The sequence below is a fragment of the Aliidiomarina soli genome (genome assembly GCF_003986975.1).
In the GTDB taxonomy this organism is placed as follows: Bacteria; Pseudomonadota; Gammaproteobacteria; order Enterobacterales; family Alteromonadaceae; genus Aliidiomarina; species Aliidiomarina soli.
Genome location: NZ_PIPO01000001.1, coordinates 189,115 through 203,980 on the forward strand (window position 1 = coordinate 189,115; position 14,866 = coordinate 203,980).

Below are 14,866 nucleotides of genomic sequence, written 5' to 3' on the forward strand. Positions count from 1 at the left end.
GGACAGGAGTGGTGGAATGGATAGCTACCAACAGTTACAGCAGCAAGTGCGTGATTTTATCAAGGCGCAACAGCTTGCCGTTGAAACACTGAGTGATGAACAGCTCAGCGATCTATTGAAAGCGGCGTTGCAACAGCTGATACAGCAACATCAGTTGTCGTCATCATTGACTGAAGAGGCGCGTAACGTGCTTCAACAGCGACTGCTGGATGACTTGATTGGGCTTGGGCCCCTTGAACCATTACTGCGGGACCCTGAGGTGTCGGAGATTATGGTCAACGGTCCATCGCAGGTTTATGTTGAGCGGCATGGACAGCTGAACCCAAGCGAGGTCGCGTTTGCTGATGAAGACGCCCTGCGGCGAGTGATCGAACGCATTGTCGCGGGCGTGGGCCGCCGCGTCGATCAAGCCAGCCCGATGACTGATGCCCGGTTGCGTTGTGGCGCCAGGGTCAATGTCATTATTCCGCCGCTGGCGGTGGACGGCAGTTGTATTACGATCCGTAAATTTTCGCGGCAGATACTAGGTGCCGGTGACTTGATTCAAAGTAAAAGCTGTAGCCGACAGCTCATCGAGTTCCTGCGCCTGGCTGTCGAGAGCAAACTGAATATCATCGTATGTGGTGGAACTGGCACCGGAAAAACCACCTTACTTAATATTCTGGCTAATTGGATAGCTGCAAATGAACGTGTGATTACTATCGAAGATTCCGCGGAATTGCAGCTCAATCATCACCATTTGGTGGCATTAGAGGCTCGTCCCGCTAACCAGGAGGGCCGTGGTGAAGTCAGTATTCGCCAGTTGGTTATTAACGCGTTAAGAATGCGGCCGGACCGAATTGTGGTCGGGGAGTGCCGTGGTGGCGAAAGCCTCGATATGTTGCAGGCGATGAATACCGGCCATGCCGGTTCGTTAACGACGCTCCACGCGAATACGCCCCGCGATGGTCTGCGTCGGCTGGAAATTATGGTAATGATGGCGGGAATGGATTTGCCGTTGCTGGCGATCCGGCAGCAGATCGCCAGTGCAATAGATATGGTTATTCAGATTTCAAGACTCAGTAGCGGGCAGCGCTTCATTAGTGCAGTGAGTGAAGTTCAGGGCTTAGAAGGCGAGGTGATTAGCCTGGCTGACATCTTCCTGGCTCCGCAATATAGGGGTCGACATGCTAATGAGGTCTCGAGCTGGCTGGCCCAGGCAACTGGCGATATTCCCGGCTTTTATGATCGCTTGTCTGGTGCTCAAAAGGTAGCAGCCATGGACTGCATCCTACCCCATGACGAATACGCTGATGTGGATTAAATGGTTGCTTAACGGTCTCTGCTTTATTGCCGCGGGTTCGCTGACAATCGCGATTGTGGAGGGCGCTCGTCAGCTCATTGCACGGGTGAGGTGGCGGCGTCGGTCACAGCAGTTTTTGCAGCAATTGCCGGACGCGCTGGTGTTGATAAAGGCGGGTCTGGAAAGTGGAAATGCCTTGCTGGCAAATTTGCAAATGGTGCAAAAAGAAAGTACTGCTCCGCTGCAGGATGAGATTGCCATGCTGCTGGCCCAGTTGCGGCTTGGTCACAGCATTGATGAGTGCATGCAGGACTGGCTCAAGCGAATGCCACTGGCAGATCTGGAGCGGGTTGTGGTCGCTCTGAAACTAGCGCAACAGCACGGTGGTCAGCAGGCGCGAGTGTTAAGGCAGTTGGCCGACAGTATGCAGGCGAAGCAAATCCTGCAGCGACGGGTGGCAGCACTGGCCAGTCAGGGAAAGATGCAGGCGAAGGTGATGACAGGGCTGCCGATCCTTATGCTTCTGGCGTTAGCAGCGCTGGAAACGCCAACAATGCTGGCGTTGAGTCGGCACCCGTTGGGTTGGCTCAGTTTTGCAGTTTTAATGCTGATGTTATCGACTGGCTATTGGCTGATTCGCAAACTAACCCGGTTGCAGGTGATTCTATGACGGTCGCTGGCGATCCCTTGCTGTGGTCAGGTGTGGTCTTGCTGGCGTTGAGTATAGTCATGCTGCCGTGGGCTCCGCTCTTGCGGCACCTCAGTAAACTACTGGTCTGGTTGGGTCAACTTGGTTCAGCCCCAGTGTCCACGGTCGACTTGCGAACTCTTTGCGTCACCGGGCTGGGTCGGCTCAGTTTGCTGCTGGGGGTGGCGAGCAGTGCTCTGGGCGCAGGGTATTATGGACTGCTGACAGCAATCCTAATCGCGCTTATTTGCCTACTATTGAAGCGTGACAGAGTACGCCGTCAGCGTCGCTACCAGGCGTTACTGGTGGCGCAGTTACCTAACCATCTTGAACTGATTGCGATGTTACTGGCCGCAGGCTTGCCGTTGTTAACCTGTTTACAGCGGGCGAGTGGGCAAAATCAGCGCACAGCGCTGACCGTGCAAATGCAACGCATTGTTAACCAGGTGAAAGCCGGCGACAGTTTGAATGCTGCGATGGTGGACTTTGCCAGTCGCTTTCCGGTGCGCGAGCTGCGCCTGTTCAGCAGTGCGGTGCAGCATGCACAACAAAGCGGTGCCGGATTGGCCGAGATTTTGTTCGCGCAAGCGGCGCAACGACGACAGGAATTGTTCCTGCGGGCAGAACAGCAGGCAATGGAAATACCGGTTAAGTTGATGCTGCCATTGATGCTTTTTATATTTCCCAGCACCTTGCTGGTATTGATCGTGGTTTTGGCAGGGAAGTTACTATGGCAATTGTGACCGTTGTCAGCCCTCTCGGTCTACCGACGCAACCCCTCCAAGGGGTTGTAGTGGCGGCTGGTGTTATCGCTCGGTTACGCGGCTGGTTTGGTTATCAGCAGCGGCAAGATATTAACGCCATCTGGCTGGCGCGAACCAGATGCATCCATACCATTGCGATGCGCATGCCGATTGATCTGGTTTGGATGGACAAAAACGGCGTTTGCATACGGGTCGAGCATAAGGTTAGCCCGGACAGCCTATGCTGGTGTGGCAAGGCTTGTCAGGTGCTTGAACTACGCTGTAAGCAGTTGACTGTGCAGCCGGGCGATCAATGTATAATCCACCACACTCAAGGATGAGACTGATGAAAACGAGAACTTTGGGGTATCTGATACTCTCAATGGTGCTGACTTTTTTAGCGGCCTGCCAGAGTATACCAAACGACAGGCGCGAAGCTGTGGACCCGGTGAGTTTACGTGTAAGTGCTCAACGGGCTTATCAAAGTGGTGATTTTATCAGTGCGGAGAGTATGCTGCGGCGTAATTTGAGTATTCACCAGCGTGACGCAGACAGCTGGTTTCTGCTGGCGAATATTCATCTGCGCAGCGGCCAGTATGCGGCGGCACAGCATGCTTATCAACAAGCGGCATTGTATAAGCCAGAGCAAGCTGCAATATGGCACAACCTGGCCCTGGTTCATATCAGGCTGGCGACGCAGACCTTATTACAAGGAATGCGACATCAGGATGATGACTTTGAGCCCCTGATTGGATGGTTACTGGAAGTTCAGGGGGTTGCTATGCAATAAGGGGCAGTTTAACGCACGTCGTGTTTCAGCATGCGCTCTTTCTGCCGGGCCCAGTCGCGGTCTTTGATACTATCGCGCTTGTCGTGGGACTTTTTACCTTTAGCCAGGTAAAACTCCAGTTTTACCCAACATTTTTTCCAGTACATGGCGGTTGCGACCAAAGTATAACCTTCCCGTTCGGTTTTCCCGATCAGGGTGGATAACTCTCTCTTTTTTAATAAAAGTTTACGCGTCCGCTCAGGGTCACAGACGACATGCGATGATGCCGTATTGAGAGGCTGGATCTGAGTGCCCAACAGGTAGGCTTCACCGTCTCTGATGATTACGTAACTGTCTGATAAATTTACTTTTCCATCGCGAATACTTTTGATTTCCCAGCCTTGCAGGGCAAGGCCAGCCTCAAATTTATCCTCAAGAAAATACTCGTGGCGCGCCTTCTTATTCAGCGCGATGGTATTGGATGCTGGTTTTTTCTTTTTACTCATGGGCGTATTATACCTATCCTTGGCGCACAGGGAAGAGAGCGGGGTGTGAAATTAACTCATCTCAGGTGTAGGCGATAGCCTACAAAACCGCTAAAATGCGCGCTTTATTTTCAGCTGCAAGGTAATCATTATGCCACAGATTGAACGGACCTCACTGGTTCCGTACAGTTGCAAGCAAATGTTCGACTTGGTGAACGACATTCCGGCGTATCCGGAATTCGTGCCGGGTTGTTCTGCTGCCCGCATTCTTGCTGAGCAGGACGCTCAGATTGACGCTGAACTGCAAATTAGCAAAGCTGGCATTCAACAGAGCTTCGCCACCCGAAACCAGCTACATGAGCCGCATCGCATTGATTTACAATTAATCAGTGGTCCCTTTAAAGCGCTGCAAGGGGCCTGGTACTTTGAATCGCTGGACAATGGCAAGGCCTGTAAAGTGATTTTGCGCCTTGATTTTGAATTCTCCAGTCGTATGTTGCAGTTCGCTTTTGGTAAAGTTTTTAACGAAGTGAACCGACGTATGGTAGATGCCTTTGCGAAACGCGCCAAAGTGGTTTACGGCTGATGAACGAACAACAGCTAACCATTGAGGTTGTGTATGGCTTACCTGAGCGGCAGAAAATTATGGTTGTTCAGGTTGCTGGGGGCACCACCGTGGAAGATGCCATTGTGCAAAGTGGCATAATGCAACATTTTGATGACATCGACCTGACAAAGAATGCGGTTGGTATTTGGAATAAAACGTGCAAACTTAGTGACCAACCGCGTAACGGTGACCGTATAGAAATATATCGTCCGTTGGTTGCTGATCCAAAAGAGATCCGTCGCCGTCGGGCTGAGAAAGCCAAACTAGAAGGTCGTGCAGATAAAGTTACCGGCGGACGTCCGGATGACAAGCGCAAATGAGGTAGTAGCATATGAAGCTGTTTATTATGCGCCATGGTGAAGCAGCACCACAGCAGGCTTCGGCATTGCTGGGTGGAGCGTCTTATACGTCGGACGAAGCTCGTGAGCTTACTTCCTACGGTGAAGATGAAGTCAGAGCGAGTACGCAGTGGCTGAGCGAACATTATCCGAAACTTGATCTGGCGATTGCCAGCCCGCTGGTGCGAGCGCAGCAGACGTTGGATCTGGTTAGCGATGAAATTCCGATTGAGCTGCGTGAAACGTCAGATGAAGTGACACCGTCGTCCGATCCGGAAGCATTCGCCAGCGCATTACTGGCCAGGTTGCAGGTTGAACCAGCCGAAACGGTCTTAGTGGTCTCGCACATGCCCTTTGTGTGTTATCTGGTTAGTTACCTTGACCAAAAAGTACAGGCACCGCTGTTTCCGACTGCCGGTATTGCGGTGTTGGATATCGAGCCATTGGCAATGCGTGGTGATCTGCAATCGATGACCGCTCCTCCGGAACCGACTATGAGCGGCGCTTAAACGGCCGCTCTTGCACCTCTTTCTAATTATCGGTTTTCAGTAATACCAGTAGCGCGCCCTGACCACCCCATTCCAGTGGAGCCTGATGGAACGCCAGCACTTCAGAGTGTTGCATCAGCCAGCCTGGTACCCGTTGGCGTAACACACCTGTGCCGACTCCGTGAATAACATTCAGACAATGAGCCTGGTCGCGTCGGCATTGAATAATCGCCGCTGCCAGGTCCCGTTGCGCCTGGATCTGGGTCAACCCATGTAAATCGACTACCAGTTCCGGGGCAAAATCGCCGCGCCGTAGTTGCTTGGCAAGATACGGATTGGCATCTGCAGCGGTATATTTCATGGTGCCTTCAGGAAGGGCTGGTTCAAACTGCGAGGAAAACGGATAACTTGCATGCTCCCGCGCCTGTTCTCCTGCAGCCCGTTTCGCGGCAGCTCGGGCGCGTTTACTGACAACTTGTGGCTGCGGTTTGGCCGGTGGGGTACGGTCATTGGTGGATAATTTTTGCACACCCACGACCGCCTGACGGAACAGATTACGCTCGTCATCGCTTAAGTTGGCATCGTCAGGCATGAATATCCCCTTGTTTTCAGGTAATCTTACAGACATTCATATAGTACTCGGGCATTGCCTGTGAGTAAAATTAGCTGGTAAGGAAATTCTGTGGAGTCAATGAACTTTAACGAGCTGGCCGCTGAGCTGAAAACCATCCGTGACTGGCAGCGCTATGCGGTGACGGAGATGAACCAGGCCGAGGTCTTTTTTGGTCATGGCGCAGCCGATGCCTGGGAAGAAGCGAATTTATTATTGGCCAGCGTCACCGCTTTGAATTTTGCAGAGCTGGCGCAGGTTATGGAGTGCCGCCTGACCGGTTTTGAAAAGCAGAGTCTGTGGCAGCTACTGCAAAAACGTATTGACCAGCGTGTGCCCGCTGCGTACCTGACCCATCAGGCGTGGTTTGCTGGGTTGCCGTTCTACGTCGATGAGCGGGTGCTGGTGCCACGTTCACCGATCGCTGAACTGATTGGGCAAGGCTTCCAGCCGTGGCTGACGACATCGCCGCAGCGTATTCTTGATCTCTGTACGGGGTCCGGCTGTATTGCTATTGCCTGCGCGTATGCCTTCCCGGAAGCGGACATCGATGCGGTTGATATTAGTGAGGACGCGCTGGTGGTCTGTGAACGTAATATTCAGCAGCACGGCCTGGAACACCAGGTCACGCCGTTGCGCTCAGACGGCTACGATGCGGTTAAAGACGAGCGTTATGACCTGATTATAACGAACCCCCCGTATGTTGATGCAGAAGACATGGCAGATCTGCCGGCTGAATACCACCACGAGCCCGAGCTTGGGCTGGCGGCGGGCGATGATGGTCTTGATTTGGTGCGCCGTATTCTGCGCGAAGGTGCGACCCAGCTGAATGAGGGCGGTATGCTAATTTGCGAGGTCGGTAACAGCCGGGTGCACATGGAAGCGTTATGGCCGCAGGTTCCCTTTACCTGGCTTGAGTTTGAACAGGGCGGCGAGGGCGTATTCCTGCTCACCCGCGACCAGTTAGTGGCGCACGCTGACGCATTTTAAATTCCTTTATGTATAGATTCGAGGGCTCCCATGGCGGGAAATAGTATTGGTCAATTGTTCAGGGTAACCACCTTTGGTGAAAGCCACGGTGTAGCTATCGGCGGTGTTATTGATGGCTGCCCGCCCGGAATTGAACTGTCGGAAGCGCATATTCAGGCGCAACTTGACCGTCGCCGGCCTGGCCAAAGTCGTTACACGACAGCCCGCCGGGAAGCCGATCAGATCCGTATTTTGTCCGGTGTCTTCGAGGGTAAAACCACAGGCACACCGATTGGCGTGCTGATCGAGAACACCGATCAGCGTTCGCGTGATTACAGTGATATTCAGGATACCTACCGTCCCGGACATGCGGATTACACCTATGATGCCAAGTACGGTTTTCGTGATTACCGTGGCGGTGGACGCTCATCGGCACGTGAAACCGCGATTCGCGTCGCGGCGGGCGCAATCGCGATGCAGGTCCTTGCCGGCCTCGGGGTTTCAGTTCGTGGTGCGATGGTGCAGATGGGCGATATCAATGCTGAACAGTTTGACTGGCAGCAGGTGAATCAGAATGCATTCTTTTTCGCGGATAGTAGCAAACTGGACTTATTAGATGAGAGCATTCGCCAGTTAAAAAAGGCAGGTGACTCGGTTGGGGCCAGAATCCGGGTGGAAGCCCATGGCGTGCCGGCGGGCTGGGGTGAACCGGTGTTTGACCGGCTCGATGCCGACCTGGCGCATAGCCTTATGAGCATTAACGCGGTAAAAGCCGTCGCCATTGGTGATGGGTTCGCGGTTGTCGAGCAGCGCGGCAGCGAGCATCGGGATGAAATGGATGCTTCCGGCTTTTTGTCCAACCACGCAGGCGGCGTGCTTGGCGGGATTAGCAGTGGACAGCCGGTGATTGCTGAAATTGCGCTTAAACCGACCTCCAGTATTACCATTCCGGGGCGCAGTATCCGCCGCGATGGCAGTGAATGTGAAGTGGTCACTAAAGGCCGCCATGACCCTTGTGTTGGGATACGCGCTGTCCCTATTGCAGAAGCGATGCTGGCTATAACGTTGCTTGATCATTATCTGCGTCATCGCGGGCAAAACTCAGTACTGACAGCGAACGGACAAGTGCCGACCGTCGAATGAGCTTTGCAGCACTAGAACCGCAGGCGCGCCGACAAAGCCGTCTGCTGACAGTTAGTTACTTTTGTTACTTTGCGGTATTGGCGGCGTTTGTGCCGTATCTGGCAGTGTACCTCGACGCCGTCGGTTTTAATTCACGCGAAATCGGCGAACTGATAGCGATCATTACGGCCTGCCGCATCTTCGGTCCGCCTGTATGGGCCACACTGGCCGACAAGACCGGCAAAACCTTACCCTTTATTCGCATCGGTGCCTGCGCGGGATTAGTGCTTTTTGTCGCGTTGCTATGGTCATCAAGTTTTTGGTGGGTAGCACTGACAATGGGCCTGATGAGCCTGTTCTGGGCTGCTATTTTGCCGCAGCTGGAAGTGCTCGCGTTGAGCACCTTAGGCCAGCAAAGCGAAATGTACTCACGAATCCGGGTTGGCGGTAGCCTCGGTTTTATTGCGGTATCGCTGGTTATCGGTGAATTGCTTGCCGCTACCGGTGCACACCGGTTCCCGATCTACAGCGCTATTCTGGTTGCACTGCTGTTACTCAGTGTGAGCCGTTTATATGAGCCTGCTAAGGCACAGCACGTCGATACCCGTCCTGAACATACTGGCTCTATCTGGAAGCGGATACGCCAACGTCCTTTCATCGCGTTCCTGTTTTCAACCACATTATTACAAGCCAGCTTCGCACCTTTTTATGCGTTCTTCGCCTTGTATCTGACCTACCTGGGCTATGCCCCGTATGCGGTCGGCTTGTTGATTGCCTTTGGGGTCGCAGTGGAAGTGGGGATGTTCCTGATTGCGGGAAAACTGGTCGTGCGCCATGGGGTGCGTCGCATTCTTATATTCTGCATGCTGGTAACCGCGCTGCGCTGGGGACTGATGTCGCAGCTTGCTGAAGTATTCTGGTGGTTGCTGTTTGCGCAAGGCCTGCATGCATTCAGTTTTGCTCTACACCATGCGGCGGCGATTCGCTTTATTCATCAGCACTTTCCGGCGAACGAACAAAGTCGTGGCCAGTCGTTTTATGTTGGTTTCGGATTTGGAGCCGGCGGTGCCTTGGGTGCCTGGGGCGCAGGTCTGGTCTGGCAGGAGCATGCAGGAGCCGAACTAGGTTTTATGCTGGCGGCGATGGCGGCGTTGCTTGGCGCTTGCCTGTGTTTGTTTATGCGCGCTGAGCGGGGCAATCGAGGCGTTGAGCACCAGACCAGGGTATAGCGACTGGGTGCTGTATCAGCGATAATCGTAGCCACCAATGTCATAACCAGATAATAAATACTAAGAGAGAATGCTATGAGCACATTGATGCGCAGACGAAGCCGATTATTGGCCTGCCTGACCTTAGCGGTTGCCGGCGCGAGCTTTTCACTGGCCCCCTCCGTCACCCTGGCGGAAAGCGAGAAGCGACCGTTGCAGTTAACGGATATTATGCAGTTTCGCGAAATCGAGCAGTCGGTGCTGAGCGACAATGGACGTTGGTTTGCCTACAGTGCTGTGCCGGACTACGGCGATCCGGTCGGTTATGTGGTCAATGTGCTGAGCGGCGAGCAGTTTGAGGCAGAACGTGCGGATCAGCCGCAGCTCAATGCAGATGGTCGCTATGTAGCCTTTCGTCAGCGACCGTCACTGTTAACCCGCGAACAGGCGGAGTTTGATGATGCGGATGATGAACTGAAAAAGCGGGCGAAAGAGACCGATTTAGTGTTGATCGATACCGAGAATGGCGAACAACAGGAGTTTTCGCGGGTGGCCCGCTTTGCCTTCACGGGTGATGGTGACTACCTGCTGATGTTATCGATGAACCATGATCAAGCCGCCACTGACGAAGCTGAGAATGCCGAAACAAAGAGTAACAAGGAAAAAAGCGCAGCCAGCACTCAGACCTTAACCCTGTTACGTTTGAGTGATGGTGAACAACAGCAGATAGAGCAGGTGAGTGCTTTTCAGGTGGCGCAAGCAGGGCCTCGTTTTGCCTACACCGTAAAGAACAATGACACCACCAGCCTCTGGGTGATGAATACCACCAACCACAGCCGCTTACAGCTAGCAGACGCCAGCGACATCGCGTTCAGCGGGCTGGCGTTCAACCATGCAGGCGATGCCCTGGCGTTTCTTCAGGGCGAAGCAGACCCTGAACAGGCGCCCGCAGCGCAAGAGTTGCAGCTATGGCAGTATGGTCAGCCAGGACTAACAAGGATTGAAAGTGAACGCGAAGGCTGGCTTCTGAGTGAGCATCAGTCGCCGAGCTGGAGTGAAGACGATGCGCGGATTTTCATCGGCTACCAGCCGTTACCTGCAGCATCTGCTGAACCTCTGGCAACGCCGACGAGTTATGATGAGCTGTACAGTCTGGACCGTTTACTGGACGACCGGCGTCTGCAGGTTTGGCATGGCGATGATGAGCGAGTTATTACTCACCAACGACAAAGCTACGAGAATAGCCAGAAAGCAACTACCCCTGCGGTGGTATGGGTTGAGCAGGGCCGGGTGGTGCTGCTGGGCGATGATATTGAGGACAACTGGCGTCAGACCGAGCACGCCACGGCACAGCTGGTCAGTAACTCGCGGCCGTATCTTCGTCAAATCAGCTGGGATGGTTTTTACCATGACATCGACCACGTAAACCTCGACAGTGGTGAGCGGCAGAGGGTGGTGTCGCAGGTGCGCAGCAACGAGCGCGGTAGCCTGTCACCGGACGGGCGCTATGTGGCGTATCAGAATGACGACGCCTACTACATTTTTGACAGCCAGGATGGTAGTCAGCAACAAGTCGCTACCGAGGTAACAGTATCCTGGGTTGATGAAGAAAATGATCGGCCGATGGAAGCCTCCAGTTACGGTGTTGCGGGCTGGCTTGATGATAGCAGTGCCTTCCTGGCTTATGACCGCTACGATATATGGAAGCTTTCGGTGGACGGCAACGCGGTTAAGCTAACCCCTAACGGGCGCGAACAGGAAATGCACTACCGGGTCAGAGCACTGAATGACGAACCCGGCTTCGCCAGCGACCAGCGGTTATTGATTGAAAGTTACAGTGACCGTGAAAAATACCATGGCTTCTATCAGCTTGATTTAGCGTCGGGCGCCTTCGAGGTCCTGCTGCAAGACAAAAAGCGCTATCGCTATGTGGATTACAGTGACGAGCAACAGCGGATTCTGTTTACTGAAGAAGATTTCCGCCAGTTTCCGGATGTCTGGTCGGCTACTCTGGATTTCGACCAACCCTTGCAACTGACCGAGGTAAACCCACAAATAGATCAGTTTAAGTGGGGTAACGCTGAGCTTATCGACTGGCAAATCGAGGATGGCGAAACCTTGCAGGGGATTGTTATCAAGCCGGATGACTATGACTCCTCACGCACCTACCCGGTGATGGTCTATTACTACGAGCAGTATTCACAGCGGCTCTACCACTTCAATCAGATGAAGGTAAATCATCGCCCGAACTTCCCGTTTTATGTTGGCCAGGACTATGTGGTCTTTTTACCGGATATTCGCTTCCGCATGGGCGCACCTGGACCAAGCGCAACCGAGTCACTGGTTCCCGGGGTAGAAAAGTTGATCGACATGGGTATTGCAGATCCGGAGGCAATAGGTTTGCATGGGCATAGTTGGTCAGGTTACCAGTCGGCATTTGTGGTCACCGAAACGGACATGTTTGCGGCTGCAGTCAGCGGCGCCCCGGTGTCGAATATGACCAGCGCCTATACCGGAATTCGCTGGCAGAGTGGCCTCGCCCGTCAGTTTCAGTATGAAACCGGACAGAGCCGGATCGGGCCCAGCATGTATGAGGATCTTGACCCCTATATTGAAAACTCACCGGTGTTTTTTGCCGATCAGATCAATACACCTATGCTGATCCAGTTTGGGGATGCCGATGGGGCCGTTCCATGGGAGCAGGGGATCGAGTATTATCTTGCATTGCGCCGTCTGGACAAAGAGGTGGTGATGTTGCATTACGAAGACGAACCGCACCATTTGCAACGTTACGCCAATAAAATTGATTACACGATTAAAATGCTCGAGTTCTTCGATCATTATCTGAAGGGCGAACCGGCACCTGAATGGTGGGTCGAAGGCATGCCATTTCAGCAGTATGCTGAGTGAACCGGGCAGGTTAACTAACTAGATGAGAGGGTTTTGTGACAGCAGGTCTAACGCATACAATAGAAGACGTGATTGATGTCTTTAATGCTACCTTTGCCGAGAGTCACAATACCCGCTTGATCAGCGGCTCGCACGAGCCGCTGTACCTGCCTTCCAGCAACCGTTGTAGCTACCACCGGATTGTGTTCGCCCACGGCTTTTACCGCTCCGCATTGCACGAAATTGCGCATTGGTGCGTTGCCGGCCGGGTGCGCCGTCATCTTGTTGATTATGGCTACTGGTACAAGCCGGACGGGCGCAATGGGGACGAACAGTGTCAGTTTGAGCAGGTAGAATGTAAGCCTCAGGCGCTGGAGCTTTTATTCTGCTTAAGTGCCGGACATGATTTTGAAGTCAGCTGTGACAACCTCGCCGCCGCTGATCCGGATGCTGTCAATGTAGCCGCTTTTGATCAGGCGGTGCGCGCGCAGTTAGCCGATTATCTGCAGACCGGACTACCACAGCGGGCAGCACGTTTTGCCACTGCATTGCAGCAATTTTACCGCACCCCTGAGATTGAAGTTGGGCGTTTGTATCACGCCGCGTAAGGAGTTGAACTGATGTTCCGAATTGGTCTGGTAGTAAATCCGTATTCCGGGATTGGCGGTGCAGTGGGTTTAAAAGGCAGCGACGGTGAAGCCACCCGCCAAGAGGCCCTTGCTAAAGGCGCTGAACTGAAAGCCAATCAACGGGTCGAGCAGGCATTGCAGTTACTGCAGCCGCATCAGTCCAGTATTCAATGGCTGACGGCCAGTGGCGCGATGGGGGCCGATGTGCTGCAACGTTTAGAGTTCGGCAGTGAAACACTGTACCAGACGCCGCAGCAGTCTGAAGCGGATGATACCAAAGCGGCTGTTAGTGCCTTGGTCGAGTCTGGGATTGATTTGCTGGTGTTCGCGGGTGGCGATGGTACTGCCCGTGATGTCTATGCTGTGATCGGAGATACCCTGCCAGTGGTGGGTATCCCGGCAGGTGTAAAAATTCATTCCGGGGTGTATGCGGTCTCACCCAAAGCGGCGGGCCGGGTGCTCGAGTTGTTGGTGAGCGGTCAGTTGACTACAGTGCGCCATGCAGATGTAATGGACATTGATGAAAACGCCTTCCGTCAGGGCAATGTGCGTGCGCGGCGTTACGGTGAAATGCTGGTGCCGGGTGAGCTTGAATACATGCAGGCGGTTAAAATGGGTGGCCGTGAAAGTGACGAACTGGTGCTGACGGACATCGCCGATGATGTGATTGAAAACATGGAAGACGATGCGCTGTACATAATGGGCTCTGGGTCGACCGTTGCGGCGCTGATGGAGCAGATGGACTTACCTAATACGCTGTTGGGCGTCGATGCCATTGTTAATCAGCAGTTGATTGGCAGCGACCTGACCGCGGCACAGCTCGAAGCCTTGTGCCGCGACTACACAAAACGTTATCTGGTGATTACCTTAATTGGCGGCCAGGGGCATATTTTCGGGCGTGGCAATCAGCAGCTCAGCCCGGCGGTTATTAAAGCGGTGGGGCGACCGAATATTATTGTTGTGGCCAGCAAAACTAAGCTTAAAGCACTGGAGGGGCGACCGCTGCGGGTTGATACCGGCGATGTTGAGCTGGATCAGGCGCTCACAGGCTTTATTCAGGTGACCACGGGCTACCACGACCAGACTATGGTCGCGGTGACCGCGGTGGACTAATTACGACCGATTCGTTTTAGAATTGCGAGGCAGGCAGGCGCAGGATAATACCGTCGAGCTCGTCGGTCATTTCTATCTGGCAGCTTAACCGGCTGTTGTCCTGTGGGTCGTTGGCCATGTCGAGCATACTTTCTTCCATATCGCCGACGGGGGCCAGTTTGTCTACCCAGGCCGGGTCGACATAAACGTGGCAGGTTGCGCATGAACAGACGCCACCACATTCACCAATAATACCGTCAATCATATTCTCTGTGGCGGCTTCCATCAGGCTCTGACCGACTTCAACGTCCACTTCGTACTGGCCACCATTGGCTTCGATGTAAATCGCTTTTGGCATAGTTGCTCTCGTGTCCTACTTGGCTAAAAGTGATATAGTTTAACGCATCTAATCATAGGTTTGGTGATTATTGGATTTTTTAACAGGATCTAAAATGACATTGCACAGTAATAAAGAATTTTTCGTTTCATGGGAAGAGCTGCACCGTGCTACCCGTGAGCTAGCCCGCCGTCAACTGCCTGCAGAGCAGTGGCGGGGGATTATCGCGGTGAGTCGGGGCGGGCTGGTACCGGCTGCGATTATTTCGCGTGAACTTAATATTCGTCTGGTTGACAGTATTTGTGTCAGTTCCTATGACCATACCTCGCAGCGCGAAGAAGCCATTGTGGTCAAAGACGTTTCATCCACCGAGGATGGCGAAGGTTTTCTGGTCGTTGATGATCTGGTCGATACCGGCAATACCCTGCGTCTGCTTAAAAAGCGCTTCCCGAAAGCACGGTTCATTACCGTGTACGGCAAGCCAGCCGGGCTTGAGCTGGTCGATGACTATGAAGCGGATTTAAGCCAGGATACCTGGATTCATTTCCCCTGGGATATGCATCTGCACTATGTCGACCCGCTGGCCGGGCATGAGTCTTAATTACACAGG

18 protein-coding genes are annotated in these 14,866 nt (G+C 53.5%); 15 read left to right on the forward strand and 3 right to left on the reverse strand.

What is annotated here, in order from left to right; genetic code table 11:
• Positions 1-16 precede the first annotated feature (16 nt).
• The 5 genes from CWE14_RS00945 to CWE14_RS00965 are packed head-to-tail and all read left to right on the forward strand — an operon-like array spanning position 17 to position 3,503.
• Complete coding sequence (locus CWE14_RS00945) at positions 17-1,303, forward strand: TadA family conjugal transfer-associated ATPase (protein ID WP_198676505.1); 1,287 nt, start codon at positions 17-19, stop codon at positions 1,301-1,303.
• Positions 1,293-1,952 (forward strand): type II secretion system F family protein, encoded by a 660-nt coding sequence (locus CWE14_RS00950; protein WP_157981758.1) that lies wholly within the window; start codon positions 1,293-1,295, stop codon positions 1,950-1,952. Before CWE14_RS00945 ends, CWE14_RS00950 begins: the two co-directional genes overlap by 11 nt.
• Complete coding sequence (locus CWE14_RS00955) at positions 1,949-2,713, forward strand: type II secretion system F family protein (RefSeq protein ID WP_126797666.1); 765 nt, start codon at positions 1,949-1,951, stop codon at positions 2,711-2,713. Before CWE14_RS00950 ends, CWE14_RS00955 begins: the two co-directional genes overlap by 4 nt.
• The gene (locus CWE14_RS00960) at positions 2,701-3,054 is read left to right on the forward strand and encodes a DUF192 domain-containing protein (protein ID WP_126797667.1); all 354 of its coding nucleotides are present in this window, start codon (positions 2,701-2,703) and stop codon (positions 3,052-3,054) included. Before CWE14_RS00955 ends, CWE14_RS00960 begins: the two co-directional genes overlap by 13 nt.
• 5 nt (positions 3,055-3,059) lie before the next feature.
• A complete protein-coding gene (locus CWE14_RS00965; RefSeq protein WP_157981759.1) occupies positions 3,060-3,503 on the forward strand; it encodes a tetratricopeptide repeat protein in 444 nt (147 codons plus the stop codon).
• Positions 3,504-3,511: 8 nt separating this feature from the next.
• On the opposite strand, the gene smpB is transcribed toward CWE14_RS00965, so the two are convergent.
• Entirely contained in the window at positions 3,512-3,988 is a 477-nt protein-coding gene (gene smpB / locus CWE14_RS00970) for an SsrA-binding protein SmpB (protein WP_126797669.1), read from the reverse strand.
• A gap of 130 nt (positions 3,989-4,118) precedes the next feature.
• Here smpB and CWE14_RS00975 point away from each other — a divergent pair, with 130 nt between their 5' ends.
• Genes CWE14_RS00975 through sixA form a run of 3 tightly spaced genes read left to right on the forward strand, consistent with a single transcriptional unit; the run spans position 4,119 to position 5,421 of the window.
• Positions 4,119-4,553 (forward strand): type II toxin-antitoxin system RatA family toxin, encoded by a 435-nt coding sequence (locus CWE14_RS00975; RefSeq protein WP_126788301.1) that lies wholly within the window; start codon positions 4,119-4,121, stop codon positions 4,551-4,553.
• Positions 4,553-4,894 carry an RnfH family protein gene (locus CWE14_RS00980; RefSeq protein WP_126797670.1) on the forward strand — a complete coding sequence of 114 codons (342 nt, stop codon included), beginning with the start codon at positions 4,553-4,555 and terminating at the stop codon, positions 4,892-4,894. Before CWE14_RS00975 ends, CWE14_RS00980 begins: the two co-directional genes overlap by 1 nt.
• Positions 4,895-4,905: 11 nt before the next feature.
• Positions 4,906-5,421, forward strand: coding sequence for a phosphohistidine phosphatase SixA (sixA, locus tag CWE14_RS00985; protein WP_126788299.1), 516 nt, complete (start codon positions 4,906-4,908; stop codon positions 5,419-5,421).
• A gap of 22 nt (positions 5,422-5,443) precedes the next feature.
• On the opposite strand, the gene smrB is transcribed toward sixA, so the two are convergent.
• The gene (gene smrB / locus CWE14_RS00990; protein WP_157981760.1) at positions 5,444-5,992 is read right to left on the reverse strand and encodes an endonuclease SmrB; all 549 of its coding nucleotides are present in this window, start codon (positions 5,990-5,992) and stop codon (positions 5,444-5,446) included.
• 99 nt (positions 5,993-6,091) lie between these two features.
• Between smrB and prmB the strand changes: the two genes are divergently transcribed.
• The 6 genes from prmB to CWE14_RS01020 all read left to right on the forward strand — a co-directional run bounded on the left by prmB (position 6,092) and on the right by CWE14_RS01020 (position 13,940).
• A complete protein-coding gene (gene prmB / locus CWE14_RS00995) occupies positions 6,092-7,000 on the forward strand; it encodes a 50S ribosomal protein L3 N(5)-glutamine methyltransferase (protein ID WP_126798138.1) in 909 nt (302 codons plus the stop codon).
• A gap of 30 nt (positions 7,001-7,030) precedes the next feature.
• Positions 7,031-8,122 carry a chorismate synthase gene (gene aroC / locus CWE14_RS01000; protein ID WP_126797671.1) on the forward strand — a complete coding sequence of 364 codons (1,092 nt, stop codon included), beginning with the start codon at positions 7,031-7,033 and terminating at the stop codon, positions 8,120-8,122.
• Entirely contained in the window at positions 8,119-9,330 is a 1,212-nt protein-coding gene (locus tag CWE14_RS01005; RefSeq protein WP_126797672.1) for an MFS transporter, read from the forward strand. Before aroC ends, CWE14_RS01005 begins: the two co-directional genes overlap by 4 nt.
• Positions 9,331-9,405: 75 nt before the next feature.
• A complete protein-coding gene (locus CWE14_RS01010; RefSeq protein ID WP_126797673.1) occupies positions 9,406-12,219 on the forward strand; it encodes a S9 family peptidase in 2,814 nt (937 codons plus the stop codon).
• A 35-nt stretch (positions 12,220-12,254) separates the two neighbouring features.
• The gene (locus CWE14_RS01015; RefSeq protein WP_126797674.1) at positions 12,255-12,806 is read left to right on the forward strand and encodes an elongation factor P hydroxylase; all 552 of its coding nucleotides are present in this window, start codon (positions 12,255-12,257) and stop codon (positions 12,804-12,806) included.
• Positions 12,807-12,815: 9 nt separating this feature from the next.
• A complete protein-coding gene (locus tag CWE14_RS01020; RefSeq protein WP_198676525.1) occupies positions 12,816-13,940 on the forward strand; it encodes an ATP-NAD kinase family protein in 1,125 nt (374 codons plus the stop codon).
• Positions 13,941-13,956: 16 nt separating this feature from the next.
• Here CWE14_RS01020 and CWE14_RS01025 read toward each other — a convergent pair whose 3' ends face one another.
• Positions 13,957-14,277 carry a 2Fe-2S iron-sulfur cluster-binding protein gene (locus CWE14_RS01025; protein WP_126788292.1) on the reverse strand — a complete coding sequence of 107 codons (321 nt, stop codon included), beginning with the start codon at positions 14,275-14,277 and terminating at the stop codon, positions 13,957-13,959.
• A 94-nt stretch (positions 14,278-14,371) separates the two neighbouring features.
• On the opposite strand from CWE14_RS01025, the gene gpt reads away from it, so the two are divergent.
• Positions 14,372-14,857 (forward strand): xanthine phosphoribosyltransferase, encoded by a 486-nt coding sequence (gpt, locus tag CWE14_RS01030; RefSeq protein WP_126788291.1) that lies wholly within the window; start codon positions 14,372-14,374, stop codon positions 14,855-14,857.
• The last annotated feature ends 9 nt before the right edge of the window (positions 14,858-14,866 follow it).

What these genes read in the sequence shown, in the direction of transcription:
- CWE14_RS01010 (WP_126797673.1), top strand. Translation starts at nt 9,406, where the DNA reads ATGAGCACATTGATGCGCAGACGAAGCCGATTATTGGCCTGCCTGACC.
- sixA (WP_126788299.1), top strand. Translation starts at nt 4,906, where the DNA reads ATGAAGCTGTTTATTATGCGCCATGGTGAAGCAGCACCACAGCAGGCT.
- CWE14_RS00955 (WP_126797666.1), top strand. Translation starts at nt 1,949, where the DNA reads ATGACGGTCGCTGGCGATCCCTTGCTGTGGTCAGGTGTGGTCTTGCTG.
- CWE14_RS00960 (WP_126797667.1), top strand. Translation starts at nt 2,701, where the DNA reads ATGGCAATTGTGACCGTTGTCAGCCCTCTCGGTCTACCGACGCAACCC.
- CWE14_RS00950 (WP_157981758.1), top strand. Translation starts at nt 1,293, where the DNA reads ATGTGGATTAAATGGTTGCTTAACGGTCTCTGCTTTATTGCCGCGGGT.
- smrB (WP_157981760.1), bottom strand. Translation starts at nt 5,992, where the DNA reads ATGCCTGACGATGCCAACTTAAGCGATGACGAGCGTAATCTGTTCCGT.
- CWE14_RS00965 (WP_157981759.1), top strand. Translation starts at nt 3,060, where the DNA reads ATGAAAACGAGAACTTTGGGGTATCTGATACTCTCAATGGTGCTGACT.
- CWE14_RS00975 (WP_126788301.1), top strand. Translation starts at nt 4,119, where the DNA reads ATGCCACAGATTGAACGGACCTCACTGGTTCCGTACAGTTGCAAGCAA.
- prmB (WP_126798138.1), top strand. Translation starts at nt 6,092, where the DNA reads ATGAACTTTAACGAGCTGGCCGCTGAGCTGAAAACCATCCGTGACTGG.
- CWE14_RS00980 (WP_126797670.1), top strand. Translation starts at nt 4,553, where the DNA reads ATGAACGAACAACAGCTAACCATTGAGGTTGTGTATGGCTTACCTGAG.
- gpt (WP_126788291.1), top strand. Translation starts at nt 14,372, where the DNA reads ATGACATTGCACAGTAATAAAGAATTTTTCGTTTCATGGGAAGAGCTG.
- CWE14_RS01005 (WP_126797672.1), top strand. Translation starts at nt 8,119, where the DNA reads ATGAGCTTTGCAGCACTAGAACCGCAGGCGCGCCGACAAAGCCGTCTG.
- CWE14_RS00945 (WP_198676505.1), top strand. Translation starts at nt 17, where the DNA reads ATGGATAGCTACCAACAGTTACAGCAGCAAGTGCGTGATTTTATCAAG.
- aroC (WP_126797671.1), top strand. Translation starts at nt 7,031, where the DNA reads ATGGCGGGAAATAGTATTGGTCAATTGTTCAGGGTAACCACCTTTGGT.
- CWE14_RS01025 (WP_126788292.1), bottom strand. Translation starts at nt 14,277, where the DNA reads ATGCCAAAAGCGATTTACATCGAAGCCAATGGTGGCCAGTACGAAGTG.
- smpB (WP_126797669.1), bottom strand. Translation starts at nt 3,988, where the DNA reads ATGAGTAAAAAGAAAAAACCAGCATCCAATACCATCGCGCTGAATAAG.